We start from the raw sequence: 25,252 nt of genomic DNA, 5'->3' as shown, positions 1-25,252 counted from the left end.
CGTCATGGAAATGGACCTCCAGTGGATGGCGTGGACGGTGGAGACGGGCGTGTTCTTCGCCGTCATCGCGTCGCTGATCGCCGCCTATACCGTGTGGGGCCTCGCCTCGCCGTCGGTGCTCCGAAAGGGGCTCTTGCCCATGCCCACCACCCGAGGGGACCGGCTGTTCCTCGGGCTGATGGGCAGCGCGTGGATCAACCTCGCGTGGGTGGGGCTGACCGAGGCCACCCAGTGGGTCGCCGTGGGACTGTCGTTGTTGTTCATGCTCGTCATCGGAAGATGGGGGTAACGTGAAGAACGTATTGAGAAGCGCCCTGGCCGTAGCCGTGGCTGTCTCCTTCAGCGGCTGTAAGAAGGAGTCGAAGGAGGAGCCACCCAAGCAGCAAGAGTCCGCGCAGAAAGCGCCGGACGCTCCGGAGGACACCACGGCGCTGGAGAAGGCCGCCGAGAAGTGGGTGGACCAGGAGTTCCAGCCCTCCACGCTGACGCGGGAGCAGCAGCTGGCGGAGCTCAAGTGGTTCCGTGATGCGGCGAAGCCTTATCGCGGGCAGACGATCAACGTCGTCTCGGAGACCATCGACACGCACGTCTACGAGTCGAAGACGCTGGCGAAGGCCTTCGAGGAAATCACTGGCGTCAAGGTGAAGCACGACCTGATCCAGGAAGGCGACGTCATCGAGAAGCTGCAGACGCAGACGCAGTCGGGCAAGAGCATCTATGACATGTACGTGAACGACAGTGACTTGATCGGCACGCACATGCGCTACGGCTTCGTGGTGCCGCTGTCGGACTTCATGGCGGGCGAGGGCAAGGACGTGACGCTGCCCACGCTGGACGTGGACGACTTCATGGCCAAGAGCTTCGTCACGGGGCCGGACGGGAAGATGTACCAGCTGCCGGCCCAGCAGTTCGCCAACCTGTACTGGTTCCGGCAGGACTGGTTCAGCCGGCCGGACCTGAAGGAGAAGTTCAAGAAGAAGTACGGCTACGAGCTGGGCGTGCCGGTGAACTGGTCCGCGTACGAGGACATCGCCGAGTTCTTCACGAACGACGTGAAGGAGATCGACGGGGTGCGCGTGTACGGGCACATGGACTACGGCAAGAAGGATCCGTCGCTGGGCTGGCGCTTCACGGACGCGTGGCTGTCGATGGCGGGCGTGGGCGACAAGGGCATTCCGAACGGCAAGCCGGTGGACGAGTGGGGCATCCGGGTGGAGGGCTGCAACCCGGCGGGCGCCTCGGTGTCGCGCGGCGGAGAGACGAACGGGCCTGGGGCGGTGTACGCGCTGACGAAGTACATCGACTGGCTGAAGAAGTACGCGCCGCCGGAGGCCTCGGGAATGACGTTCTCGGAGGCGGGACCGGTGCCTGGGCAGGGCAACGTGGCGCAGCAGATCTTCTGGTACACGGCGTTCGTGGCGCCGCTGACGAAGCCGGGGCTGGCGGTGGTGAACGCGGACGGGACGCCGAAGTGGCGCATGGCGCCCTCGCCGCATGGTCCGTACTGGGAAGAGGGGATGAAGCTGGGCTACCAGGACACGGGCTCGTGGACGATGTTGACGAGCACGCCGCTGGAGCGCCGGAAGATGGCGTGGCTGTACGCGCAGTTCACGGTGGCGAAGACGACGTCGATGAAGAAGTTCCTGGTGGGGCTGACGCCGATCCGTGACTCGGACATCCGCAGTGAGCACGTGACGAAGGTGGCGGACAAGCTGGGCGGCCTGGTGGAGTTCTACCGGAGCCCTGCGCGTGTGGCGTGGACGCCGACGGGAACGAACGTGCCGGACTACCCGAAGCTGGCGCAGCTCTGGTGGCAGAACGTGAGCCTGGCGGTGACGGGCGAGCAGACGCCGCAGGGAGCGATGGACAAGCTGGCCAAGGAGATGGACGACGTGCTGGCGCGTCTGGAGCGGGCGGGGATGAAGAACTGCCCGCCGAAGCTCAACCCGGAGAAGGATCCGCAGGAGTGGCTGAAGGCGGAGGGCTCGCCGAAGCCGAAGCTGGCCAACGAGAAGCCGAAGGGCGAGACGGTGCCCTACGAGCAGCTGCTGCAGGCGTGGAAGGAAGGCCGGGTGAAGTAGCACCTGGCGCACAGGGGCGGCGGGCTCGAGTCCCGCCGCCTCTGCCGACGACCTTCGCCGGAGGGCGTCTCATGGCATCTCGTCTGGCCGTAGCTGCGCTGCTGACGCTGCTCTCCGCCTGTAGCACCACGCGTGAGGTGCGGCTCGATACGAGCCAGGGTGAGTTGTTCACCCATGTCCCCATCCAGGATGAAGCCGATCCGGTGGAACTGGGCGAGGACGAGTTCATCCTGGCGCTGGCGGAAAAGGCAAGGGAGGTACGGCCCGTGGCCCGGCCATTGGATGCTGCCCGCCAGTGGTCTGGAGTTCCTGACCGCAGCGGCTGGTATCGCTACGAGGGACGAAGCCAGCGGCTGCTTCTCTTGGGAGCGGAGAGCCACCGGGCAACGTGGAGCGGTTCGGGCCCCAGGCACTTCACAACACCACAAACATCATCCCGCTCGAGAAAGCGCTGCGTACCCGCGTGAGCGCGTTCTACTCGTCCATCCGTCGCGACGTTACAGGCTCGCCGATGACAGTGCGGCAATGGCTCAGTAAGCAGTCCTATGAGGCCCCGCGCGACTTCGGGTTGTTGGCGATCCAGAACATCAGCCAGGGGCTCAGGTGATGAGGTTGGAGGAACTTGTCGAGCAGTTCGCCGAGAACGTCGCCGCGCAGACCGATGCCATCTGGCGAGGCGATGCCAAGACCGGGAACAAGCACGCCAGGAAGTACGGAGCCGCATTCGACAAGCTCCGGGCTCAGGGTGATGCGGGGCGTGATGCCTTGGCCGTGCTGCTGCTGCACCAACGTATGGATGTGCGCGTCATGGCCGCCGCGCACCTGCTCCGCCATCGAACGGCGGAGGCCAAGGCGGTCTTGGAGGAGGCAGCCAAGGGAGAAGGGATGATCCCCTTCGGGGCGCAGCAGGCATTGAAGCGCTGGGAGGAGGGGACCTGGGCCTTGGATCCAGAGTAAGCATCGTCGAGCAGACACCGGGCACAGGTCGCGGGCGAAAGCGCCCAGCGCGAATGGGAGCCTCCCTCGATGACGTGGATACCCCAGATGCGTGAAACCGAGGCAGTGGCCGCATGAGCGCGCCTGGGTTCGGCCCTCCAGTGCTGCCGCCCGGGACCAGGGTAGGTCCGTGGCGCGTGGTGGCGAGGATTGGCCAGGGGGCCTATGGCACGGTGTACCGCGTCGAGAGGCATGAGCCCAAGGATCCCAGTCCCTTCGCGCTGAAGCTGGCCAACCATCCTCAAGATCCACGCTTCGAGCGGGAGGTGGAACTCCTGGGGCGCATCCACCACTCGGGGGTGCCGCGGGTTCAGGACGCGGGCTGGTGGAAGCACCCCAGCGAGCTGCTCTTTCCTTACTTCGTCATGGAATGGGTGGAGGGCGTGCCTCTGTACGAGTGGGGAGCGCAGCGCCCTGTCACCTCTCGCGAAGTGATGAAGGTGCTGGCACAGGTGGCTCGCGCCCTGGAAGCCACGCACGTGGTGGGAGGCCTGCACCGTGACATCAAGGGGGACAACGTTCTGGTGCAAGCGGAGGGCACAACCGCGGTGTTGACCGACTTCGGGGCGGGGACATTTCGCGGAGCGCGCCCGTTGACGTGGCAGGCCTTGCCACCCGGGACATCCGAATACCGCAGTCCGGAGGCCAACCGCTTCTACTGGCGATGGAGTCCCCATTCCAGCGCTCCCTACGAGGCTGGGCAGGCGGATGATCTGTACGCCCTGGGAGTCATGGCCTACCGCCTTGTTACCGGCACCTACCCCTCGTCTCATGTGGGAGGTGAGGCAAGCGAAGGCGAAGATGACTCGGGATGGGTGCCGCCGCAGGACAGGGTGACGGTGTGCCCGGAACTGGCGGCGCTCATCCGCCAGTTGCTCTCGGTCGAGCCCATGGCTCGAGGAAGCGCCAGAGAGGTCGCAGAGACATTGGAGCACGCAGCGAGGAAGGAGGGACGAGGCTGTGATCGACCTATCCTTGCGCGCGTCCCACGCACGTCTCCTGGGCGGTGGCCCGTGGCCTTGCGCATCGTGTTCGGGAGGAACTCCCGAAGAATGGCGGCCGCCATGGGAATTCCCCTGGTGCTTGGCATGGTGTGGGTGGTGGCAAACCGGGTAGGCGAGAGAGAGCCAGGGCGAGAGGAAGCGGTGCGAAGTGGCGAGGACGATGGTGGTGCCGTGGGGCTCGGGGATGCAGAGGAACTGGGGCAGGTACCGGCATCCAAGCCTGCACTGGCGCGGCCGGGAATCGGGCTGGAGATGCCCAAAGGGCCATTTCCCGGCCAACACCGGGCGCCGTGCAAGGCCCGGTACGAAGAGGAGATTCACGGGGGGTGCTGGGTGCTTCTCGGAAAGATGAAGCCCCCCTGTGGGGACGACTCCTATGAGTGGAAGGGCGCTTGCTACCTGGCGAGCTATCCGCCAGAGCGCCAGCCCAACTCGGTGAAGCCGTAAGCCGGTGGCCCCTGAGCTCATGTCCCGGCCGGGAAGTTGTCCTCTTCGTTACGTTATGACCTCGCTCGCAGGACTGCCTCGTGGTGAGCACAGGGGCCTCTGGGCGCGAGCGTCGAGACACATCGGGAGCCAGCGTCGGCGGGGGCCGCCCCCATCAGAGGCCGTGGGCCTCCGGGGTAGGCACCACCCGGCAAATCCTCCTCTCGCATGTGGCGGGCCTCTAGGCTGAGCGGCTGCCCACAAGAAGGGGTGACCCATGAGGCCGTGGCGGATTCTGTGGAAGACCGAGGCATTGCTCCTTGCTGTTCTGGTCGGGTGCAGCGTGACTCCGCGAGGTGTCCGGGTGGAGACCGGGACGGGGGTGGAAACCATCGTCCACATCCCCCGCACCGCTACGGTGGAGCCGGTGCAGGTGACGCCGGAGGAAATCACCCAAGCCATTCGGCGACTGGCGCGGGAGGTGCGGCTGAGTGGCTCCCCTCGTGAGACGGTGGAGAAGCTGTTTCAGCTCGACGCGCTGTACGGCGACTACCTGTACCTGCTTCGAGAGCGAAAACTCGTTCCGCTGGATTCGGGCACGCCCCTGGAAGGAGCGTTGACGAGGGCGGAGCAGCAACTCGTCAGCCAATACAGGGGCTGGTGTCGGAGCGCCCAAGGCTTCGAGGGCGATTGTCTGGGGGGCGCGCTCGTTGGCGGGAAGTACCTGGACCCGCAAGGCCGCTACATGCTGGCCATGGCCCTGAGCAGGAGTCCCGTGCTGGAGGAGTTCGAGAAGGCACTGGGCGAGATGGTGAGCATGCGAGCCGTCATGCAGGCAGCGATGGCGACTGTCGTGACGCTGCTCGTCCTGCTCGCGATGCCCGAGCCGGTCACGAAGTTCCTCGCCGCATGGGCGACCGTGGGGCTCATTCTCTGGGTGGGTGCCAAGACGCTCGACAACCTCATTACGGGTTGGTTCCAGTTGATGGAGGAGGTGAAGGTTGCCACGACCTTCGAGGAGATCCGCGAGGCGGGCGAGAGGTTCGGCAAGGTGTTCTCGCGTGAGGCGGCGCAAGCGTTTGCCATGATGGCGATGGCGCTGCTGACGCACACGACGAAGGGCTTCGCCGAGCAGGTGGGGACCCTGCCGGGTTCGGCGCAGGTGTCGATGCAGGCCGCGGGCCGCGAAGGCCTCCTGTTGTCGGAGGTAGGCGCGGTGGAGTCCGTGACGGTGACGAGCGAAGGCTTTCTCGTCGCGCTGCCACCGGGAGCGGTGGCGATGGCGGCGCGAGGTGGGCGCGGCGACGGCACGGAGAATCACCACATCGGGACCATCGCCAACAAGAAGTCCACCTTGAGAGGTGGACCGTGGACACCCAGGTTCGAGCGGCTCTTCGCCAGGGCCGGAATGCGGCTGAAGGACCGTGAAAACATCGTGCCCATCCAGGGGCACAAGGGGCCGCACCCACTGCGATACCATGAGCTTGTCTACGAGCGCTTGCAGAGGGCGCTGGGAGACTGTCGCAGCATCGCGGAGTGCGGACCGAAGCTGACGCGGGCGCTCGACAGGCTGGCGGAGGAGATCGCCACACCCGGCACAGACCTGAACCAACTCGTTACCTTGGGGAAATGACGCTAGAACTTCCTCATGGCCCAGCGCTTCTTCAAGCTCGCTGACGACGTCTACGTCCCCAACCGCTGGCATCTGGATACTCCCGTCGACGCTCAGGGCCGCGAGGTGCATGATTGGGACTTCAAGAGAGGAACGCCCGTGCATGTGGAGGGGCGGTTGAAAGTCCCCATCGAGATCGCCGGCAGTCCGCTGGACTTCTCCGAGGCGGGATTGAGCATCCCCGTTGTCCACGTCAAGGTAGCGTCTGTGCTGTCGGAGCTGGCCCCCAGCGATGTGCAGCTCATCCCCGTGGACATCGAGGGCAAACCGGATCAGTACCTCGTCCTCGTGGCGACGCGCCTCATTCGCTGTATCGACGAGAAAGCGTCCAAGGTGCAGTTCTGGCGACCCGAGGACGGCCTTCCAGAGAAAGTGGGCCAATACTGGGCCGTCGATGACATGCGCATCGACAAATCGAAGGTGGGGACCGCCAAGGTATTTCGTCCCGAGGGATGGGAGGTCGTCCTTGTCGTCTCCGGGGAGATCAAGGACGCATTGGAGCGCATGGGCGCTACCGGCACGCGATTCGAGGAGGTCTAGCTACGTGAGCCTGGCCCCTCAGCTGCACTGGCAGGCGCTGGAGGCAAAGGCCTCACCCTCGCTCCAGCCCATGTCCCTGCAGGTCTGCGTACATGCGTCGGCCGAGACCCGGGCGGAGGCATCGCCGCCATCACAGAAACAATTCACTTCGTGCTCGTAGACGTCGGCGTTCCCGCTCGTGAATCCCGAGGTGGTACAGAGCTCCGTACAGGCCAGCGCGGGATCCGCATCGACGCCGCAGGCCGTGGAGGCCAGGGCGAGGAGTCCTGCAACGGCTAGGGTCGAGAAGGTGCGCTTCATGGTGCTCTCCTTGCCAGGCTGTAAGGCTACGCTCCAGGTGCTGGCGCGGCTGGAGCGAATTGGGTGTGATGTTCACGGGCCGATTCTCGGATCCGCTTGAGCCGATGATCCGTCATCCGCCTCGGGTAGGCTGCTCGGGGCTCCATCATCGCCCGCTCATCATGGCAAGTACGTCCTTCGACAATACCATCCCCGCTCCGGTGCTCTCCCAAGGGGGCGCCTCCCGAAGACTCCACCCGTGGGCCCTCGCGCGGCTGAACGGGCTGCTCTCGGAGGACCTGCGCCGGGGCTCGCCTTCGGAGCTGGTGCGCTACCAGGTCCTGGCGGGCAGCAACTGCCTGCTGCTCCTGCTTGCCCTGTTGGGGGTGGTGGCGTTCCCCTCCCTGACGCTCCGCCTCGTCGTCGGAGCGCTCTTCCTGAGCTATGGGTCCGCGCTGGTGATGCTGCGGCGCGCCAAGTCCCACATGCTCCCCGCGATCGTGCTGTGCATGACGTCCATCGTGGGCGGCGGGACCCTCCTCTTCATCTTGAGGGACAGCGCTCCCTACTTCGGGACCCATGCGGGGCTCATGCTGCAGCCCGCGCTGGCGGTGTACCTGCTCGGCGCGCGCCGGGGGCTCTTCGTCGCCCTGGCCTGGGCCTGCGTGGCGCTGATCTTCCCCGTCTACTACACCCAGCTTGGCGCAGGCTCGCGCTCCCTGCCTGATGAGCTCCTGTTGCCGCTCTACGTCTGTGCCTCCTTCTCCTTCGTGATCTCCTGGGGGCTGGGCTCGTTGCACAGCTCGGCGCTCACCGAGGCCCAATGCACGCTCGATCAGACGATGAAGGAGCTGCGGGACAGCGAAGGCCAGCTGCTCAGCGTCTTCGAGAGCACCGATGACCTGGTGTTCGCGGTGGATACCCGGGGAGGGCTGATCACCGCCAACGCCGCGGCGAAGCACGCGTACTTCGTTCGCTATGGCCAGCTGCCCATGTTGGGGCAGCCCTACTTCCCCGAGTCGGAGCCGGGGCTGCGCGAGACCTGGACGCCACGTCTGGCCCGGGCACTCGCGGGGGAGCGCCAGCGCTACGAGGAGGAGTATGAACTGGACGGCGCCCGCCTGACGTTCGACATCAGCGTCAACCCCGTGCGGGGCACGGAGGGCCGTATCACCGGCGTGACGGTGTTCGCGCGCAACATCACGGCCCGGAAGCAGGCCGAGCTGCGGCTGGGAGAGGTGTACCGCACCCTGGTGGATGTCTCCCGCCAGGCCGGCATGGCGGAGATCGCCACGGGCGTGCTCCACAACGTGGGCAACACCCTCAACTCGGTCAACGTCTCCACCACCCTGGTCATCGATCGGCTGCGTCAGTCCCGTATCGCGGGCCTGGCGAAGATCTCCTCCATGCTCCGGGGGCGCTCCACGGACCTCAGCGCGTTCCTCACGCAGGACCCTCAAGGAAAGCTGCTGCCCGAATACATCTCGACGCTGGCGGAGCACCTCCACCACGAGCGCGACGTCCTGCTCAAGGAGATGAAGTCGCTCAGCGACAGCGTGGACCACATCAAGTCCATCGTCAGCATGCAGCAGAAGCACGCGCGCATCGCCGGGGCCTTGGAGGAGGTGTCGGTGCCCCAGCTCATCGATGAGGCGCTGCGCTTGCACGCCGTCTCCTTCGAGCGCCTGGGCATCCGCATCGAGCGGGACTACGCCACGCTCCCGCCCCTGCTGGTCGACAGGCACCGGCTGCTGCAGATCCTCGTCAACCTGCTGAGCAACGCGCGCGATGCGTTGATCTCCAGCGAGGCCAAGGACAAGAGCCTGCGCATCAGCGTGCGTCGCGCGCCCGAGGGGAACGCCCTGCTGTTGCAGGTGGCGGACAACGGCATCGGCATCGCGCCGGAGAACGTGAAGCACATGTTCACCCAGGGCTTCACCACCAAGAAGAAGGGCCACGGCTTCGGCCTGCACACCAGCTCCCTGGCGGCGCTGGAGATGCGGGGGCGTCTGTCCTGTCACAGCCCGGGGCCGGGCCAGGGCGCCACGTTCACCCTCGAGCTGCCCCCCGTGGGGGTGAAGGCCGCGGTGCAGGCCATGGAGTCATGAAGCGGCCCGGATCAACGCGGGCGGGGACAGCGCGCGCTCATAGCGCCCCGACTCATAGGACCAGTCGAGGTTGCCGCGGACCCAGCAGCGCAGGCCCCTGAGGTAGCGCTGGAGCAGCACATCGGTTTCGACGCCGAAGGAGGGCATGCGCTGCTCGATCTCGACGTATTCCCGCATCCGGGTGTTGAAGAGGCGCGCGGCCTGGTCCATGGCCTCCTGGACGCTCAGCCCGCGCTCGTGCTGTAGGACGATGACGAGGTTGTGGACGTCTCCGGCCCGCGCTTCTTTCTCGAGCGAGAGCATGTCGTTGACCCAGGAGACGCCATCGTCGGCGCGCACCTCCAGCTCGTGGACGTGGGGGATGAGCTCCGGGGTCAGCGTCATGTGTTCGACGAACTCGATGAGGGAGAAGAAGACGTAGAGCGCGGACGTGTGGCGCCGGAACTCCATGTACTCCGCCAGGGGGGGGACCCGGTTGTTGACGCGGTTCTCCGCCTCCCACACGCAGGCGTAGGCGTAGCCCTCGAAGGTCTGGATGAAGCGCTCGGTCCAGCCGGGCGCGGCGCGCAGGAGCATCCGCTCCCAGATGTCGGCCAGGCCTACGACTACGGGGCTCTCTCCCCCGCGCAGGGGACGCGGGTGCTTCATGCGATCGATCAGCTCGTGGTGCTGGGCCTTCAGGCGCTCCGGGTCTCGGCCGAGCGCGGCTTCGTCATAGAGGTCATCCACCATGAACAGCCAGCTCATGTAGGTGGCGACGATGAGGATGGATTCGAAGCTGGCGTCCGGATGAACGCGCCCCGTCAACCAGGCGAACTTGGCCGCGTTGAAGCGTTCGAACGAGGCCTTGGTCTGGAAGTAGCGCCGAGCCTGCATCCATTGATTGACCTGGTGCTGGACGGCTTCGACGTGCGGGCTGATCAACGAGGGAAACGGGCAATAGAGCTCAGGTATCTGGGTAGTCCTCAACGTGAACTCCGCCTCTGGGCCTGGCGTGTTTCGATGCCCACGAGACATTGTAACGTGTTCATGTCACAGGCAGCACGTGCGCTGGGCAGGTCGGGAAATGTCGACTTTCTGCTCCTTCAGCCACACCCCGATGCCCGAGGGCAGGAGCGGGTTCTCGCGCGAAGCACGCTATGCCAGGGGCAGCTCCAGCGTCGCCGTGGCGCCCTTGCCCGGCCCTTCGCTCTCCAGTGTGAGTCTCCCTCCCAGCATCCGCGCCGCCAGTGCGCTGGAGTGCAGGCCCAGGCCGTGTCCCCCTTCGCGCGTGGTGAAGCCCTGGGAGAAGAGCCGCTCGTGCAGCTCCGGTGCGATACCCATGCCGTTGTCCACCACCTGCACGCGCGCCACGGTGGCCTCCGTGGTGACCTCGATGTGCAGCGTGCGCGCGCCGCTGGGCAGCGAGTTCATCGCGTTCTTGGCGTTGCTCAGGAGGTTGATCAGGATCTGCAGCACCTTGTGCTTGTCCACCCGGAGCCGGGCGTTGGCGGACATGCCCCGGATGACGTCGATGCCGTGGCGCTTGAGCGCCGGCATCTGGATGCTCAAGGCGTCCTCGACGAGGTGCAGCAGCTCGCACTCCTCCGTCACGAGCGTGTTCCGGGCGTAGTTCTGCTGCACCTGGACGATCGCCCGGATGTGCTCGATGTGTTTGCTCATCGCCTCCAGGCCCTCCTGCAGCGTCGAATGCTCCCGCAGCAGCTCGTCGGCGAGCCCCGCCAGATACTGCGGCAGCCGGACCCCTCGCCCATCTCGCGTGAGGAAGTCAGCCAGGGCGTTCTGGTTCGCCTCGAGCATCGAGGAGACCTGCTTCACCCGCCCCACGCGAGAGCTACCCACCGTCTGGCTCAGCGTCTGGACGTTGATGACGGCGCTGGTCAGCACGTTACCCACGTTGTGGAGCACGTTGGCGGCCACCTCGGCCATGCCCGCCGAGCGCGCGGTGTCCACCAGCTGGGCCTGGGCCTGCTTGAGCTCCCGGGTGCGCTCCTCCACCCGCTTCTCCAGCTCGTCATTGGCGCGGCGCAGGGCACCCTCCGCGCGCTGCACATCGGCATACAGCCGCGCGTTCTCGATGGAGATGGCCGCCTGCGAGGCCAGGTGCCCGAGCAGGGTGCTGCGCGCCCGCGTGAAGGCGTTGGTGGCCAGGCTGTTCTCCAGGTACAGCACCCCACGGAACTCCTCCTGGCGCAGCAGCGGCAGGCAGAGCACCGAGCGCGCTCCGCCGCGAGCCAGCCACGCATCCGAGGAGAACGGGTGGGGCAGGGAGGCATCACCGATGAGCACGTGCTCCCGCGTGCGCCGCACGTAGGTGATGAGGTTCCACGGCAGGTTCTCCTCCCGCGAGCCACTGGAGGAACTCTCCGGCCCGAGCCCCTGCATCGCCACCACCGAGAGCTTGCCGCCGTGCGGCAGCAGCAGGGCGCCGCGCTGGGCCCCCGCGTTCTCGATGGCCACCTTCAGCAGCGTGTCCGCCAGCCGCTCGAGGACGATCTCCCCGGAGATGGCCTGCTGGGCCTTCACCACGGTGAGCGCGTCGATCTGCGTGGAGTCCGTGTCCGTGAGGGTCTCTTCGGCGGGCACGGTGGAGGCCAGGTGCGGCCACTGGTCGTCCAGGTGCCGCAGCTTCCCCCAGGCTCCCCAGCGCACGTAGGCCTCCCGGGCCTTGCGCGCGTAGGCGTCTCCGAGGGTGTGTACCTTCCGCTCGAACCAGAAGCGGGCGCCCAGCTCGCTCGCGAGGGCCGCGTGCTGGATGAAGCCGTGCTCCCGCGCCGCATGGAGCGCCTCTTCGTAGGCACGCAGCGCCTCGGCCTCGCGGCCCGAGAGGCGGGCCAGCTCCGCGAACACCATGCGCTCGGGCGCGCGGAAGTTCTCCGGGCAGTAGCTCGCCCACTCCGCGAGCTGTCGCTGGTGCTGTTGGATGGCCTCCAGGTGAGGCCCCTGTTCCACGGAGGGGCGCTCACGCAGGCACGCCGCCAGGGTGAGCGCGCGGTAGAGGTGGAAGTCCACGAGCTGGATATGGCCCATCGAGGACCAGATCAGCGCGGCGGCCTTCTCTCCCGCCTCCCGCGCCTCCTCGTACGCGCCGCACATGAAGCGCGACTGCATCTTGATGACCCAGTACCAGCACCGCATGATGACCATGCGCGCGGGGGTCAGCGTGGCCTCGAAGTCCTCCTCGGTGAAGTCCTCACCGCTCATGGAGTGGAACGAGGGGGTGAAGCCCCGGAGCTGCTGCACATGGCGCTGGGTGAAGTGGACGATGTCCCGCACGTCCAGGAAGCCGGCTTTGCGCGCGAAGTCCAGGCGTGCGACGGACTCCTGGTACACCTCCTCCAGCTCGTGCCCCAGGGCGAGGCGGTCCGTGAGGATGTGGTTGCAGCAGTAGCCGGCGATCTGGAAGTCACTGGCCTGGATGGCGTGATGGAAGGCCTTGCGGATGAGCTCCAGGGAGACGGAGAGGGGCTGGGTCCAATAGCTGATCGTCTCCATCCCATAGAACGCCACCGCGCGCAGGGAGGCCAGCTCGGGACGTTCGACGAGCGCCAGGGCGAGCTGGCCGAAGGCATGGCCCTCCCGGTAGCGCTTGAAGGCAGGCCCCAGCACCAGCCCGTATGAGGAGTAGCCGGGAACGGAGGCGGCCGTGTTGCCATGGCGCAAGCTGAAGGAGACCAGCTTGCAGAGGTGGAGGATGAGCAGGTTGAGGTCCGTCAAGAACGCGGGCGCGTACAAGGCGGCCAGCATGCTCATCACCGCCTCCATGTCCGGGTCCGTCATTCGAGGCAGGTCGACGAGGCTCGCGATGGGACGGTCTCCCAGGAGCGACCACACCTCCGCGTTGGCCGCCGCCACCTCTTCCCACGAAGGGTGCGGTGGCATCGCCATGCCCATCAGCGCGAGGCCCTCCAGCAGGCTGTCGAGCGCGGCTTGAATCTCTCCGGCGCCGATGAGGAGATCATTCTTCAGCCGGTACAGGGCCGCCGTCTCCATCCGGGTGCGCGGCCGGGGCCGGAGCTCCTCCACCAACCGGCGCGCCTCGGAGGCATTGCCGCTCATGAACTCGCAGCGGGCCTGCTCCAGCCGGACCTTGAAGGCCAGCGCGGGGTCCGCCTCCCAGGGGTCTCCGGGGAGGAGCTGGAAGGCCATGGCGAGGTAGTTTGACGCGGAGCGGAACGCGGTCGAGGCCTGGGCCCGCGCTCCCGCCTCGGCGTTGAGGCGCGCGGCCTGATGGAGCTCCGGGAGCTCGGTGAGCAGCCCTGCCCCGGCGTTGAGCTGGCTCACCACGTCGAAGAGGTGCTCCTGGAGCTCCTCGGGCGACAGGCTCTGTAGCAACAAGCGGCCGATGCGCAGGTGGACGGCCTTGTGCTCTTCCTGGGAAAGGAGGGCGTAGGCCGCCTGTTGGATGCGGTCATGGAGGAAGCGGTACTGCTCCGGCCCCGAGCTCGCCAGCAGGCCCTCTTGGAGCGCGGACTCGAGGCCATGTTCCACCTCGAGCGCCTCATCCAGGTCGGAGATGAGGTGGAGGATTCGCAGGGGGAAGCTGTTGCCCACGCACGCCGCCAGCCGCAGCAGGTGCTGCGTCCGGGAGGGGAGCTGGTGCAGCTTGCCCACCATGAAGTCCACGACGTTGTCGGAGTAGCCCTTGGCTCGGACGCCCTCGGCATCCCAGAGCCACCTGCCCTCGGGGGTGCGCACCAGCAGGCCGTCCTGGTTGAGCGTGAGCAGGAACTGCAGCAGGAAGAAGGGGTTGCCCCCGGTCTTCTCCTGGGCCAGCACGGAGAGCGGCTCGATGACCTCCATGCCCGCGCCGGGGAGCGTGTCGGCGACGAGCTGCCGGACATCCCCCAGGCTCAGCGGCTCGAGCCGCAGGTCCGTCAGCCTGGCGCCGACCTTGTGCAGCTCCTCGAGGGTCATCGCCAGCGGGTGGGAGGGGCCCACCTCGGTGTCGCGGTAGGCCCCGAGCAGCAGGACGGGCGGTGTCTCCGGGTGGGTGAGCAGGTGCTGGAGGAGCTGGAGGCTGGCCAGGTCCGCCCACTGGAGATCATCCAGGAACACCACCAGCGGGTGCTCGGGGGTGGCGAACACCCCCAGGAACCTGCGGAAGGTCCGGTTGAAGCGCTGCTGGGCCTCGGCGGGCGACAGCTCCGGAGCGGGCGGCTGCTTGCCGGCGATGAGCTCGAGCTGCGGCACCACGTCCACGAGGACCTGGCCCTGGCCCTCCCACGCCTCGTGCAGGTGCTCGCGCCACCGCGCCAGCTCCTCGTCGGTGCCCGAGAGCAACTGCTGCGTCAGCCCGCGAATGGCCTGCGCCAGGGTGGAGTAGGGGATGTCCTGCTGGAACGGTTCGAACTTGCCCTGGAGGAAGAAGCCGCGCTGGCGCACCACGGGCTTGTGCAGCTCGTGAACCACCGCGGACTTGCCGATGCCGGAGTAGCCGCGCACCAGGATGAGCTCGGGCCGGCTGCCCTGGGCGACGCGCTCGAAGCCCTGGAGCAGAGCCTTGGCGTGGGCGTCGCGACCATAGAGCCGCTGAGGGAGCTGGAAGCGCGAGGGCACGTCATGCAGGCCCGGGGTGAAGTCCTCGCGCACCCCTCGGCTCAGGCCCTCCAGGCAGCGCTCGAGGTCCGCCTGGAGTCCCTCGGCGCTCTGGTAGCGCTCCTCGGCCACCTTGGCCATCAGCTTGAGCACGATGGCGGACAGGACGGGCGGCAGCTCCCTCACCCGCTCGTGCGGGGGCTGCGGCGCCTGGGCCATGTGGGCATGGAACCACTCGAGCGCGTCGCGCCCGTGGAAGGGGCGGCTGCCCGTGAGCAGCTCGTAGAGCGTAATCCCCAGGGAGTACAGGTCCGTGCGGTAGTCCACCGCGCGGTTCATGCGCCCGGTCTGCTCCGGAGACATGTAGGCCAGCGTGCCTTCGATGAGGGAGGCCTGGGTGGCGTCCACGTGCTCGACGAGCTGGAGGCTGGCGCTGCCGAAGTCGATGAGGCGCGGCTCTCCGGCGGGCGTGACGATGATGTTGGAGGGCTTGATGTCCTTGTGGATGACGCCGCGGCGGTGGAGCTCCGCGAGCGTCGCGGCCACGGAGAGGGTCAGCTCGAGGGCGCGCACCACCTCGAACGGCTTGCCGGTGAGGTCAGCCAGCGACTCGCCGGCCACCTCCTCCAGGAGGAGCACCGGTCGGTCGTGGATCTGCTCGCACGCATGGACGCGGGTGACACCGCGCACGTCTCGGAGCCGTTGCAGGAGGCCGAACTCGCGGCGGTAGCGCTCTCGCTCCCGAGGGCCCGGGGAGGCGGCGATGGGTGTCTTCAGGATGAGGGGCAGGCCATCCGCGTCTCGCACCGCGTGGAACAGCAGATTCGTTCCGGTCGACTTGATGGCGCCGCGAAGCGTGTATCCGGAGATGTTGAACATTCAACATCAGGATGGCATCGGCGCGCGGCGCCTCGAAGGATCTTCTTGCCAAGCGGAAGGGATGTTGCCCGGAGAGCGGGTGCGGAGACTCCGGGAGTGAAAGCGTTCGTCTCCCTGGGCGGGCTCCGCTTCCTCAGCCCAACGTGGCGAGCAGTCGGTCGAGCGCGACGTAACTCTGGCCGAGGCCCTTCTCCATGTCCGAGCTCAGCATTCCGTCGCGCTCCTCGGAGGTGAAGAACTCGGAGGGTGCTGACACGTGAACTCGATGACCTCGCCAGGGAGATCACGGAACCCGGCACCGAGCTGAACCGACTCGTCACCCGGAGCAAGTCCCGGTAGAGGCTCCTATGCCCCAGCACTTCTTCAAGCTGTACGACGACGTTTATGTCCCACGCCGCTGGCATCTTGCGACTCCTACGGATGGGCAGGGACGCGAGGTAGACGACTGGCAGTTTACCGAGGGGCGGGCGCTGCGGATCGAGGGGCGCTTGAAGATACGCGTCGAGCACGCGGGCAGGCCTCTCGACTTCGCTGAGGCGGGACTGAAGATTCCAGTTGTTCACGTCAAGGTGGCGTCCCTCTTCACGGAACTGGCTCCCCAGGATGTCCAGCTCATCCCAGTGGACATCGAGGGCCAGCCGGATCAGTACCTCATCCTCGTGGCGACACGCTGTGTCCGATGCATTGATGAGAAGGCATCCAGAATTCGACTCTGGACGCATGAAGATGGAGTGCCTGAGAAGGTCGGTCGGTACCGGGACGTACGCGATATGCGCATCGACCAGGAGAGAGTGGGGGACGCCAAGGTGTTTCGCCCTTGGGGGTGGGAGGGCACGCTCATCGTCTCGGGTGACATCAAGAGCGCGTTGACACGCATGGGCGCCGCGGGCCCGAAGTTCACGGGTGTGTAGGTGCGCCCTATCGAGGCGTTGTGCCCCGCACGAACGGGAGCACCCGGGCGGCGAAGTGCAGCTGGGGCGCCTGGCCCAACGTCTTCATCCGGTCGTGGGCGATGACCATCAGCAGCGCGTAGAACCCACAGGACACCAGCACGTGCCACCACGCGTGGAGCTGCGGATTGGGAATGCCCAGCGAGGGGAGCGTCTGGTTGAGCGTGGAACAGAAGTGGATGTCGCTCAGCCACACCGCGAGGGCGAGCGCGTAGGCGGCCATGCCGGCCTGGAAGATGCGCCGGCCCTTCACGTCCTGGCTGCGGTGGTGGATGAGGTAGACGCGCGCCAGGGCGAAGAGCTCTAGCGACGCGAAGCTCGCCTGGAACAGGAAGAACTGGAGGCGCCCCCGAGTGAACGCCGACAGGTAGGTGGAGAGCACCGCGTAGCCCAGCAGCGCCAGCGGGAACCAGGGGCCGAACCGTCGCTCGGGGCGGTTCTCCACCAGGATGTAGACCATCACGATGGCGAGGTAGAGCATCGGCAGCTCGTCCATCATCTGCATCTGGAACAGGAGCGTCGCGTGGAAGGCGATGCTGCCCAGGCCGACCACCGACACCAGGGCGAAGGCGAGCATGAACCGCCGCTCCAGCACCTTCCGGTGGAGCGCGATGCCGAGGATGCCCGCCAGCACCATGGCCAGGCTGGAGACCGAGTTGAACAGCTCGGCGACGGAGTACAGGTGCTCGTAGTTCGTCTCGCACCAGTCCACCGTCGAGGTGTTGGTACCCCAGAAGCCCGTGGTGGGTGCCGGCATGGCGGGAAACCCTAGCAGGAGGGCGTCCAAGCAGCGTCGGACGGAGCGAAAATCTCCAGGCAGGCAATCGCGGCACACCGGCCCCGTAGACGAGGGCAAGAACCCTCCTGCTCTGCCGGGTGCCCTCATGAAGCTCGCCTCTCGCCTCCTGCTGCCCTCCCTCCTGCTCGGCGCGCCCGTCGCCCTCGCCCAGGAGACGCCCCTCCCCCCCGCGGCCGAGGCCCCGGCGACCGCCGCGACGCCCGCGAAGCCCCTGGACGTGAGCTTCCGGGGCACGCTCCGGGACGCGCTCAAGCACATCGCCGAGGAAGGGGGCCTCAACGTGGTGGCCACGGGCGAGCTGGACACCGCCGTCGAGGTCCACTTGCAGGACGTCACCGCCGAGCAGGCCCTGCGCACGCTGGCCCGTACCTACTCGCTGCGGCTGGACCAGGACGGCTCCATCTTCACGCTGCGGCCCCTGGCGGCGGCCGAGAAGCTGGCGGCGCTGCCTCCTCCTCCGCTGCCCCCGCCCCCGCCCTCCATCTCCGCCGATGAGCTCGACACCCGGGAGATTCAAGAGCGCGTCCGTCAGGAGGTGCACAAGCGCCGCGCCAAGGGCGACCGGGACGCGGTGGCGCGCGGTCAGTCGCTGGAGGTGAAGCAGGGCGAGTCCGTGGACAATGCGGTCGTCTTCGGCGGCAACCTGCTGGTGAAGGGCCACGTGGAGGAGGACGCGGTGGCCTTCGGCGGCAACCTGGACATCTACGGCGTGGTGGAGGGCGATGCGCACGCCTTTGGCGGCAACGTCATCCTCCACGAGGGGGCAGCCATCCAGGGGGATGTCTCGGCCATCGGGGGCATGGTCATCCGCGAGGATGGCACCTGGGTGGAGGGGAGCACCGAGTCCTTCGGAGGAGCGAACATCGGCGTACTGGTGGCCAGCGAGGTGAAGGACGGCCTCAAGAAGGAGCTCCAGAATGCAGCCACCGTCGAGGAGCACACGGAGCGGTCCAGCGGAGGCGGCATTCCGGCCTTCCTGCTGCAGTTCGCCGCGCTCTTCGGGCTGGGCTTCCTGGGGCAGCTCTTCTTCCCCGCGCGCATGAAGGAGCTGGCGGCGGAGATCCAGCGTCAGCCGGTCAAGAGCGGGCTCACGGGGCTGCTGGGGCTGCTGGCGATGATCCCCATCACGGCGGTGCTGGCCATCACGGTCGTGGGCATCCCGGTGGTGGTGGCGCTCTGGCTGGTGGCGCCGGTGGCTGCGGCGCTGGGGCTGGCGGTGCTGGCCAGTGAGATTGGCCTGAGGGTGCCAGTCTTGCGCGGGCGCAAGACGCAGGCGGCGGTGCTCGCGCTCGGCCTGTTCGTGTTGCTGGCGGTGGGCGCCATCCCCGTGGTGGGCGCGGTGGTGATGGGGCTGGCCACCCTGGTGGCCTTCGGCGCGGTCATCCGCACGCGGTTCGGTTACACCCGGCCCCGCGGTATGCCCGAGCCCATCCCGTCCGCGCCCCTCTAACGTTCGGACAGGGACTTCGGCTTCCGCGCGGCCACGCGCCACAGCGCCTCGCGGAAGCCCTGGGGGAAGTGGGTGTCCCGCATGAACGGCTCGATTCGATCAGGGCTGTTGAAGAGGAAGCAGGACTCTCCCTCGGGTAGCTTCCCCGTGCGGCACGCCTCCGCGAGCGTCGCCGCACGAAGTCGTATGTAGGCCAGCGCAGTCCTCGCCACGAGCTCGGCGCCCGTCAGGTCGCGCAACCAGGGTTCTTGCTCCCCGTCCTCGGGCGCCGCGAGTTGATCCAGCCAGCCCAGCCACGCGTGAGCCTCCTCCGCGCGGCGCTCCGCCACCAGGTACAGGTACCAGTACACCGCCAGATACTCAGGGGTGTTCCAGACCCGCTTGGCGACGGCGTTGTAGCTCCTCCCGCGCGATGCCGGGTCTCTCCAGAAGTGGGAGGCGAGCGAGCCCACCAGGATGTCCACGCCGAACGGCGGAGGCACTGTCGGTTCAAGCAGCGCCTCCAACCGCGCCCACGCGTTCTCCGGGGCCTCCAGTACGAGCGCGCGGGCTTCGGGAGGTGGCAAGGGGAGGAGGCGTGCGGCGGTGCGCGCGGCCTCGGCCCTGGCGCGAAAAGCGGCGGCGTCCTCCGCGGGCACGTAGGGAGGATGCTCCACGAGCGCCAGCATCCCAGAGTCGCGCGGCTCGAGTGCCCGGAGATTCGAGGCCCGTGGCATCGGCAGCGGAAGGGCAGGCGCCAGGGACGGCAGCAGCCTGCCTTCGAGCAGTCCAGGGCGCCTCGAGACGAAGTACACAGTGTCGCCGACCACGGCCCACGGCCAATGGAGCTGCACCAACTCCAGCGCCTCGTAGGGCGGATCCATTCTCGCCACGAGCGTCAGGTGCTTCTCGCTATAGAGGATGATCAGCGCCTCGTCCCACCAGCGCGCGAACTCGACCTTGCAGCCGAAGTAGGGGTTGTAGGTGGGCACCGCCATCGAGGTGTGCGCGAGCCCGCCGCCAGCGACATGTAGGTCGATGTCCACCGGCATGTACTGGCCCTGAGGCTCGCTGATCCGCTGTTGGATCCACGCCACGCGCCCGGTGTGGGCCTCCACCGCTCCTCCCAGCACCTCATCGGGAGTGTCCTGCCCCAGCGCCTGGCGGATCGCCTCGCGCAGCGACAGGTGATCCGGATCCGTCGGGGCGGTCGTCATCGCGCGTGGAACCCCGGGCCCATCGGCATTGATCAGGTCATGAGCGACCCGCTGCTACAGGTAAGTACAACACGAAATTCCGGCTATTCGGTGGGAATAGACACGGATGTCGGTATAGTCCGACTCCGAGAGAGCCAGTGACACTGCTTTTTTCCCGTGTCACTCTCTCTCTATCAGATCGGGGCCGTAGGCTGCGGCAAGCACCCGGCACCGGGAGGTCGACATGCAGTCCCCTCAGCTCGTACAGGCAGACACCCAGCCCACGACGGGAGCGGCCTCCGGCGCGCCCGGCTCCTCCCCGGAGATGAAGGGAATGCCCCTGCCGGCTCCCTCGCCGAAGCCGGTGCGCGGGCGGCTGGCGCCGGGCTTCGCGGCGCGGCTGAACCTGCTGGTGGATCTGCTGTTGGTGGTGGCCTCGCTGGTGGGCTCCACGCTGCTGATGGGGCACTCGCTCCAGCTGGGCAACCTGGACCTGTGGCTGCTGTTGGGCGTGGCGGGCCTGGGCTGGCTGCTGGTGGGCACGGCGCTGTGCCTCTATGACCCGCGCTTCTCGGACCGCGCGCCGCTGGATGATCTGGCGCTGGTGTCCATCACGGTGGTGTCGATTACGGGCGTGCTCTACCTGGAGCGGTTGCTGATCGCCGGTGGCATGCCGGTGGTGGCGCTGAGCTTCTTCCCGCTGCTGCTGTGGCTGAGCGTGGTGGGCCTGCGGCAGGTGGTGTTCCGGCGGCTGGCGGTGCGCGAGGAGCCGTTGGACGAGGCGCTCATCCTCGGCGTGGGCGCCATGGGGCGGCTCACCGGCGAGGATCTGCTGACGCGGGGCCGTCGCCGTGTCACCGGCTACCTGGCCTTCTCCAACGAGCAGACCCTGTCGGCCGTGCCGGGGCCGGTGCTGGGCAAGGTCGAGCGGCTGGAGGAGGTGCTCTGCCAGGTGCCCGTGGACATCGTCTACATCTCCGGCAACGTGCAGAAGCACGGCCAGGAGATGCAGGGCGCCATCAAGCTGTGCGAGCGCTTCGGTATTCCGTTCGCCCTGCCGGCGCACCCCTTCCGCATGGACCGGGCGCGCCCCGAGGACAGCCACGCGGTGGCCGATGGCTACCTGCACTTCGTCACCCACGCGCCGGCGCCGCATCAGATGGCCATCAAGCGCCTGTTCGACATCATCGCCTCGGCCGCCGCGCTGCTGGCGCTCTCGCCGTTGCTGGTGACGGTGGCGCTGATCATCAAGGCCACCTCGCGCGGCCCCATCTTCTTCAAGCAGCAGCGGGTGGGCCTGCACGGCAAGACCTTCAACATGCTCAAGTTCCGCTCCATGGTGGTCAACGCCGAGGAGCTGAAGGCCAAGCTGGAGGCGATGAACGAGCAGACCGGCCCGGTCTTCAAGATCAAGAACGACCCGCGAATCACCCCTATCGGGCGCTTCATCCGCAAGTACTCCATCGACGAGCTGCCGCAGCTGCTCAACGTGCTGCGCGGTGAGATGAGCGTGGTGGGCCCGCGCCCGCCGCTGCCGAAGGAAGTGGAGAAGTACGCGGCGTGGCAGCGCCGCCGGCTGTCGGTGCGGCCGGGGCTCACCTGCATCTGGCAGGTGTCTGGGCGCAACCAGATCTCCTTCGAGGAGTGGATGTACCTGGACATGCAGTACATCGATAACTGGACCCTGCTGACCGACTTGAGCCTCATCCTCAAGACGGTGCCCGTCGTGGTGACGGGGCGCGGCGCCAGCTAGCTCACGCCTGTCCGAGCTCTTCGTCGATCCCCCGCAGGGCCTCCAGGGCCCGCAGGGGAAGGCTGATGCCGCCCGAAGGCACTTCGGGCTCGCGCACGTTGATGCGAATCAACGTGCCTCCCTTGAGACGCGCGGCGCGCTCGCAGAAGCGCCGCACCGAGGGGATGGCCGTGCCCGCGCCGCACTCCACGACGGCCAGCTTGCCGCTGGGCACCGTGTCGAGCCACTCCACCAGTCGCTGCTCCTGGGCCTCGGTGCGCGAGGAGTCCCAGCTTCCGTCTCCGAACATGAGGATGTTGGGCCGCACGAGCGCGCCGCAGCGCGGACAGGAGGGCAGCGGCGGCCGAGCACGGAACGTCTCCGGATCCACCTCCACCGTGTAGGGCGTGGCGGGGGCGAGCTCCTGGCAGTTGCCCAGGCACTGCACGAAGTGGATGGAGCCATGCACTTCGGCGACGCGCTCGTCGGGAAAGCCCACCTTCTGGAACTGGCCGTCCACGTTGGAGGTGAAGACGAAGGCCCCTTGCGGCATGCGTGCGCCCCAGGTGCGCAGCAGCTCGAAGCCCGGGTGGGGATGGGTGGCGCGGTAGAGCCCGAGGCGGTGGCCGTAGAAGCCCCAGGCGAACTCGGGATCCTTCTTGAACCAGAGGGGGTTGGCCATGGAGGCGAAGTCCAGGCCGAGCTTCGCGTAGGCGGGGTAGGCGCGCCAGAAGCCCTCGTTGCCGCGAAAGTCGGGCAGGCCGGAGTCGACGCCCATGCCTGCTCCGGCGCCGATGAGGAGCCCCTCGGCCGAGCGGAGCACTTCGGCGGCGCGGCGGAGTTCCTGCTGCGACATACTGACCTCCTGACTACTCGGTGAAGCGACGTGGGCGAGCTTACTGGAGCCGCCTCCCGCGGGGGGGCGCCCTCCCGCGTAAGATGGGGGCATGCCGACCCTGGCCCCGCTCCTGGCGCTGCTCGTCACCGCCGTCCCGGACGCTTCCCCTGAGGCGCTCGCCCCGCGCCAGCTCCATGGCGAGCTGAAGGAGGATGCCTCCGAGTTCGAGAAGAGGCGCACTCCTGCCTCGGACGCGCTGGCGGCCCGGCTGACGAAGGGGGTGGACGCCGCCTATGTCGAGGCCTTCGGCGCGCTCGAGTCGACGGACCACCCCCGTGCGCGGGAGGCGGCCGTGGCGCTGGCCTCGGTGGACACCCTGGCGGGGTGGAAGCAGCTCCGGCGCCGCTGTGCCCAGTGGGAGGAGACCAGGGGCCGCACGAACGTGTTGCCCCAGGATCGTGGCTGTGGCCTGGGCGTCGTCCTCGCCTCGCTGGAGGCCGCGGCCCGGCGCGCCGAGCGTCCACCCGAGGTCCTCCTCATGGAGGCGGCACGGAGCCTGGAGCCCGGCGAGGAGTACGAGCTCTACTACCTGGCGAGGATTACTCCGCCGCTATGGGAAAAGCTCGTCCCCCTGGTGGCCCAGGCGCGGCCCGAGGGCGTGAAGAACAAGGGCCTGCGCGCCTTCATTACGCGCGTGGACAACGACGTCTCCACCAGCCAGCCAGAGGGCTACCAGCGGGAGTCCAGCAAGCTTGAGGCCTACAAGAAGGCCGGGGACCGCAAGGCCCTGCTCGCCTTCGCCCGCAGCCTTGAGCCCATGTACCTGCTGCGCCTGCTGGCCGCGTACCACCTGGCGGAGCTCGGGGATGGCTCGGCGATGGATCTCTTCGAGGACGCCTCGTACTTCTCCGGCAATGAGCACCTGGTGAAGGGCTCGTTGGAGGAACTGCTGCCCCGCACCCAGGGCGCGCTGCGCAAGCGCATCCAGGGCCTGCTGAGCCGCTATGAGGACGCGCGCCACCCCGCTGAGGGCCTGGATCTCGACGCCAGGAAGCGCCCGAAGAAGCGCTGAGCCCCGTCAAATCCCGGGAAAAACCTTTCGGGGCCCGGCGCGTTCCAGGCCCCCATGCGCTCCTTCCTCCTCTCTCTCGTCGTGTTGCTGGGGGCCACCTCGGCCTTTGCCGGGCCTTCGCCCGAGCAGGTGCGTGAGGCCTCGGTCGTGGTCGTCTCGGGCTCGGCGGACCACATGGACCAGGTGCTCCGAAAGGCCGGCGTGTCCTACGTGGTGGTGAGTCCCGGGGATCTGCCCGAGCTGCCGCTGCACAGCCGCCAGGTGCTGATGGTGAACTGCCGGGGAGAGACGTCCCAGGCCTCGCGCGAGCGGGTGCGGCGCTTCGTGGCGGCGGGCGGGTTCCTCTACACCACGGACCACACGGTGAAGGAGCTGCTGGAGCCCACCTTCCCCAACACCATCGCCTTCAATGGCACCACCACCCAGGAGCAGGACTTCCCGCTGCAGCTTCGCGGCGACGAGAAGGCGCGGGGGCTGCTCAAGCACCTGGGAGATCAGTCCTCGCAGCGCTGGCAGCTGGCCGGCGGCGGTTATCTCTTCAAGGTGCTGGATCCGCACAAGGTGGAGGTGCTGATGGAGTCCGAGGAGGTGAAGAAGCGCTACGGCACGGGCGTGCTGGGCGTGCGCTTTCGCTACCAGGACGGTGCCGTCATCCACGTGACGGGGCACTTCTTCAGCCAACCAGGCCAGCGGGGTGGGGTGGCGCAGGCGGGCAGGGCCTTCGAGCAGCTCTCCCAGAACGTGGTGAGCGAGAAGGCGGCGGACCGCGCGCGCTTGGACTCGCTCTACAACAACAAGACCAGGCGTGAGGTGACGCTGCAGTCGGCCCCGGCCCCGAGCGCTGGGCCCGTGCCTGCCTCCGAGGTGACGACCCAGTCCCTCAAGCCCGGCGCGGCCCTGCGGGTGCTCGAGAAGAAGGACAACTACGCGAAGGTGCGCGACGACCAGGGCAACGAGGGCTGGGTCGAGCAGGACGCGCTGTGATTCCAGCCTGATAGCTCAGAGCTATCACCGTCATCTAAAACATGTCATGGCCCCTATCTAGGGCCGAAGCCATTCTTGCAGCTGTCCTATTGGAAGGAGGCTTCGGTCATGGGGTTCGCCGTTCTGACCGCGATTGGCTCGGGTGCGTTGCACGCGCTCTCCGGCCCGGATCACCTGCTCAGTCTCGCGCCGCTCTCGGTGGGCCGCCGCCGAGGGGCTTGGCGCGTGGGGCTGATCTGGGGCCTGGGGCATGGCCTCGGCACCCTCGCCGCGGCCGCGGTGCTCATGCTGGCGCTCTCCGTCGTCCACCTGGAAGGCGTGGACCGCTGGGCCGAGCGCGTGGCGGGGCTCGCGCTGCTGGTGATGGGGGCATGGGGCTTGAGGCGGCGCGCGCTCGCCGAGCCGGAGCACCCGGCGCCTGTGCGCGGCGTGCTCGCGGTGGGCCTCGTTCATGGCGTCACTGGCGCCGCGGCGCTGCTGCTGCTCCTCCCCGCTGTCGTCTCGGGAACCGCCGCCTACCGCGCCCTCTACCTCGGAGGCTTCGCCGTGGGCAGCACCCTGGCCATGGCGGGGCTCACCGCCGCCATCGCCGCTCTCTCCCGGGCGCGCCGGATGCCCGCGGCCTTCGGGACGTACGTTCCGAAGATGGCCTCCGCACTCTCCGTGGTGCTCGGCTGCGGGTGGGTGGTCAGCAGCGTCTGAGAGCCTCTCGCGCTCACCGAGCGGGGC

General features: G+C 67.7%; 21 protein-coding genes and 1 pseudogene. 15 read left to right on the top strand and 7 right to left on the bottom strand.

Going from position 1 to position 25,252, the window contains the following annotated elements:
* Positions 1–4 precede the first annotated feature (4 nt).
* The 8 genes and pseudogenes from SYV04_RS13055 (at position 5) to SYV04_RS13025 (ending at position 6,719) form a co-directional block, all read left to right on the top strand.
* A complete protein-coding gene (locus tag SYV04_RS13055) occupies positions 5–289 on the top strand; it encodes a DUF2160 domain-containing protein (RefSeq protein ID WP_321546059.1) in 285 nt (94 codons plus the stop codon).
* Position 290: 1 nt separating this feature from the next.
* Entirely contained in the window at positions 291–2,081 is a 1,791-nt protein-coding gene (locus SYV04_RS13050) for an ABC transporter substrate-binding protein (RefSeq protein WP_321546058.1), read from the top strand.
* 71 nt (positions 2,082–2,152) lie between these two features.
* The gene (locus SYV04_RS13045) at positions 2,153–2,548 is read left to right on the top strand and encodes a hypothetical protein (RefSeq protein WP_321546057.1); all 396 of its coding nucleotides are present in this window, start codon (positions 2,153–2,155) and stop codon (positions 2,546–2,548) included.
* Positions 2,455–2,688 (top strand): annotated as a pseudogene (locus SYV04_RS43885) (AHH domain-containing protein); the annotation flags it as partial. The gene SYV04_RS13045 and the pseudogene SYV04_RS43885, both read left to right, overlap by 94 nt.
* The gene (locus tag SYV04_RS13040) at positions 2,688–3,038 is read left to right on the top strand and encodes a DUF2019 domain-containing protein (protein ID WP_321546056.1); all 351 of its coding nucleotides are present in this window, start codon (positions 2,688–2,690) and stop codon (positions 3,036–3,038) included. The pseudogene SYV04_RS43885 and the gene SYV04_RS13040, both read left to right, overlap by 1 nt.
* A gap of 113 nt (positions 3,039–3,151) precedes the next feature.
* Positions 3,152–4,528, top strand: a complete 1,377-nt coding sequence (locus SYV04_RS13035; RefSeq protein ID WP_321546055.1) for a serine/threonine protein kinase — start codon at positions 3,152–3,154, stop codon at positions 4,526–4,528.
* A gap of 256 nt (positions 4,529–4,784) precedes the next feature.
* Complete coding sequence (locus SYV04_RS13030) at positions 4,785–6,140, top strand: AHH domain-containing protein (protein ID WP_479691439.1); 1,356 nt, start codon at positions 4,785–4,787, stop codon at positions 6,138–6,140.
* Between the two features lie 15 nt (positions 6,141–6,155).
* A complete protein-coding gene (locus SYV04_RS13025; protein WP_321546053.1) occupies positions 6,156–6,719 on the top strand; it encodes an imm11 family protein in 564 nt (187 codons plus the stop codon).
* Positions 6,720–6,737: 18 nt separating this feature from the next.
* Here the strand turns inward: SYV04_RS13025 and SYV04_RS13020 are convergent, their stop codons facing one another.
* The gene (locus tag SYV04_RS13020) at positions 6,738–7,019 is read right to left on the bottom strand and encodes a hypothetical protein (RefSeq protein ID WP_321546052.1); all 282 of its coding nucleotides are present in this window, start codon (positions 7,017–7,019) and stop codon (positions 6,738–6,740) included.
* A gap of 161 nt (positions 7,020–7,180) precedes the next feature.
* Here SYV04_RS13020 and SYV04_RS13015 point away from each other — a divergent pair, with 161 nt between their 5' ends.
* Positions 7,181–9,106: an ATP-binding protein gene (locus SYV04_RS13015; protein ID WP_321546051.1), complete on the top strand. Its 1,926-nt coding sequence runs from the start codon at positions 7,181–7,183 to the stop codon at positions 9,104–9,106.
* On the opposite strand, the gene SYV04_RS13010 is transcribed toward SYV04_RS13015, so the two are convergent.
* From SYV04_RS13010 to SYV04_RS13000, 3 genes are all read right to left on the bottom strand, one after another.
* A complete protein-coding gene (locus SYV04_RS13010) occupies positions 9,101–10,075 on the bottom strand; it encodes a terpene synthase family protein (protein WP_321546050.1) in 975 nt (324 codons plus the stop codon). The genes SYV04_RS13015 and SYV04_RS13010 overlap by 6 nt on opposite strands.
* A gap of 168 nt (positions 10,076–10,243) precedes the next feature.
* Positions 10,244–15,523 carry a trifunctional serine/threonine-protein kinase/ATP-binding protein/sensor histidine kinase gene (locus SYV04_RS13005; protein ID WP_321546049.1) on the bottom strand — a complete coding sequence of 1,760 codons (5,280 nt, stop codon included), beginning with the start codon at positions 15,521–15,523 and terminating at the stop codon, positions 10,244–10,246.
* A gap of 133 nt (positions 15,524–15,656) precedes the next feature.
* Positions 15,657–15,779: an SRPBCC family protein gene (locus SYV04_RS13000; protein WP_321546048.1), complete on the bottom strand. Its 123-nt coding sequence runs from the start codon at positions 15,777–15,779 to the stop codon at positions 15,657–15,659.
* Between the two features lie 91 nt (positions 15,780–15,870).
* Here SYV04_RS13000 and SYV04_RS12995 point away from each other — a divergent pair, with 91 nt between their 5' ends.
* On the top strand, positions 15,871–16,434 hold the full coding sequence (locus SYV04_RS12995; RefSeq protein WP_321546047.1) for an imm11 family protein: 564 nt from the start codon (positions 15,871–15,873) through the stop codon (positions 16,432–16,434).
* 7 nt (positions 16,435–16,441) lie between these two features.
* Here SYV04_RS12995 and SYV04_RS12990 read toward each other — a convergent pair whose 3' ends face one another.
* Positions 16,442–17,230 carry a ceramidase gene (locus SYV04_RS12990; RefSeq protein WP_321546046.1) on the bottom strand — a complete coding sequence of 263 codons (789 nt, stop codon included), beginning with the start codon at positions 17,228–17,230 and terminating at the stop codon, positions 16,442–16,444.
* 127 nt (positions 17,231–17,357) lie between these two features.
* Here SYV04_RS12990 and SYV04_RS12985 point away from each other — a divergent pair, with 127 nt between their 5' ends.
* Positions 17,358–18,722 carry a DUF8173 domain-containing protein gene (locus SYV04_RS12985; protein ID WP_321546045.1) on the top strand — a complete coding sequence of 455 codons (1,365 nt, stop codon included), beginning with the start codon at positions 17,358–17,360 and terminating at the stop codon, positions 18,720–18,722.
* Here SYV04_RS12985 and SYV04_RS12980 read toward each other — a convergent pair.
* Positions 18,719–19,918, bottom strand: a complete 1,200-nt coding sequence (locus SYV04_RS12980) for a hypothetical protein (protein ID WP_321546044.1) — start codon at positions 19,916–19,918, stop codon at positions 18,719–18,721. The two genes, SYV04_RS12985 and SYV04_RS12980, sit on opposite strands and share 4 nt — an antisense overlap.
* Positions 19,919–20,222: 304 nt before the next feature.
* On the opposite strand from SYV04_RS12980, the gene epsZ reads away from it, so the two are divergent.
* The gene (gene epsZ / locus SYV04_RS12975) at positions 20,223–21,650 is read left to right on the top strand and encodes an exopolysaccharide biosynthesis polyisoprenyl-phosphate hexose-1-phosphate transferase EpsZ (RefSeq protein WP_422723937.1); all 1,428 of its coding nucleotides are present in this window, start codon (positions 20,223–20,225) and stop codon (positions 21,648–21,650) included.
* Between the two features lies 1 nt (position 21,651).
* Here the strand turns inward: epsZ and SYV04_RS12970 are convergent, their stop codons facing one another.
* Positions 21,652–22,485, bottom strand: a complete 834-nt coding sequence (locus SYV04_RS12970) for an SIR2 family NAD-dependent protein deacylase (protein WP_321546042.1) — start codon at positions 22,483–22,485, stop codon at positions 21,652–21,654.
* 91 nt (positions 22,486–22,576) lie between these two features.
* Between SYV04_RS12970 and SYV04_RS12965 the strand changes: the two genes are divergently transcribed.
* The 3 genes from SYV04_RS12965 to SYV04_RS12955 all read left to right on the top strand — a co-directional run bounded on the left by SYV04_RS12965 (position 22,577) and on the right by SYV04_RS12955 (position 25,225).
* Entirely contained in the window at positions 22,577–23,539 is a 963-nt protein-coding gene (locus SYV04_RS12965; protein WP_321546041.1) for a hypothetical protein, read from the top strand.
* 54 nt (positions 23,540–23,593) lie between these two features.
* Positions 23,594–24,523, top strand: a complete 930-nt coding sequence (locus tag SYV04_RS12960) for an SH3 domain-containing protein (RefSeq protein WP_321546040.1) — start codon at positions 23,594–23,596, stop codon at positions 24,521–24,523.
* Positions 24,524–24,631: 108 nt separating this feature from the next.
* Positions 24,632–25,225 carry a hypothetical protein gene (locus tag SYV04_RS12955; protein WP_321546039.1) on the top strand — a complete coding sequence of 198 codons (594 nt, stop codon included), beginning with the start codon at positions 24,632–24,634 and terminating at the stop codon, positions 25,223–25,225.
* Positions 25,226–25,252 lie beyond the last annotated feature (27 nt).

Source organism: Hyalangium ruber (assembly GCF_034259325.1).
Taxonomy (GTDB): Bacteria; Myxococcota; Myxococcia; order Myxococcales; family Myxococcaceae; genus Hyalangium_A; species Hyalangium_A rubrum.
Note: the sequence above shows the minus strand (reverse complement) of the source record. Positions and strands in the feature narration are given on the sequence as shown.

Bases quoted from the DNA above. Each gene is read 5' to 3' on its own strand.
- SYV04_RS12985 (WP_321546045.1), top strand. From the start codon at position 17,358: ATGAAGCTCGCCTCTCGCCTCCTGCTGCCCTCCCTCCTGCTCGGCGCG.
- SYV04_RS13005 (WP_321546049.1), bottom strand. From the start codon at position 15,523: ATGTTCAACATCTCCGGATACACGCTTCGCGGCGCCATCAAGTCGACC.
- SYV04_RS13055 (WP_321546059.1), top strand. From the start codon at position 5: ATGGAAATGGACCTCCAGTGGATGGCGTGGACGGTGGAGACGGGCGTG.
- SYV04_RS13045 (WP_321546057.1), top strand. From the start codon at position 2,153: ATGGCATCTCGTCTGGCCGTAGCTGCGCTGCTGACGCTGCTCTCCGCC.
- SYV04_RS13035 (WP_321546055.1), top strand. From the start codon at position 3,152: ATGAGCGCGCCTGGGTTCGGCCCTCCAGTGCTGCCGCCCGGGACCAGG.
- SYV04_RS12965 (WP_321546041.1), top strand. From the start codon at position 22,577: ATGCCGACCCTGGCCCCGCTCCTGGCGCTGCTCGTCACCGCCGTCCCG.
- SYV04_RS13020 (WP_321546052.1), bottom strand. From the start codon at position 7,019: ATGAAGCGCACCTTCTCGACCCTAGCCGTTGCAGGACTCCTCGCCCTG.
- SYV04_RS13025 (WP_321546053.1), top strand. From the start codon at position 6,156: ATGGCCCAGCGCTTCTTCAAGCTCGCTGACGACGTCTACGTCCCCAAC.
- SYV04_RS12960 (WP_321546040.1), top strand. From the start codon at position 23,594: ATGCGCTCCTTCCTCCTCTCTCTCGTCGTGTTGCTGGGGGCCACCTCG.
- SYV04_RS13030 (WP_479691439.1), top strand. From the start codon at position 4,785: ATGAGGCCGTGGCGGATTCTGTGGAAGACCGAGGCATTGCTCCTTGCT.
- SYV04_RS13040 (WP_321546056.1), top strand. From the start codon at position 2,688: ATGAGGTTGGAGGAACTTGTCGAGCAGTTCGCCGAGAACGTCGCCGCG.
- SYV04_RS13015 (WP_321546051.1), top strand. From the start codon at position 7,181: ATGGCAAGTACGTCCTTCGACAATACCATCCCCGCTCCGGTGCTCTCC.
- SYV04_RS12980 (WP_321546044.1), bottom strand. From the start codon at position 19,918: ATGACGACCGCCCCGACGGATCCGGATCACCTGTCGCTGCGCGAGGCG.
- SYV04_RS12990 (WP_321546046.1), bottom strand. From the start codon at position 17,230: ATGCCGGCACCCACCACGGGCTTCTGGGGTACCAACACCTCGACGGTG.
- SYV04_RS12955 (WP_321546039.1), top strand. From the start codon at position 24,632: ATGGGGTTCGCCGTTCTGACCGCGATTGGCTCGGGTGCGTTGCACGCG.
- SYV04_RS12970 (WP_321546042.1), bottom strand. From the start codon at position 22,485: ATGTCGCAGCAGGAACTCCGCCGCGCCGCCGAAGTGCTCCGCTCGGCC.
- SYV04_RS12995 (WP_321546047.1), top strand. From the start codon at position 15,871: ATGCCCCAGCACTTCTTCAAGCTGTACGACGACGTTTATGTCCCACGC.
- epsZ (WP_422723937.1), top strand. From the start codon at position 20,223: ATGAAGGGAATGCCCCTGCCGGCTCCCTCGCCGAAGCCGGTGCGCGGG.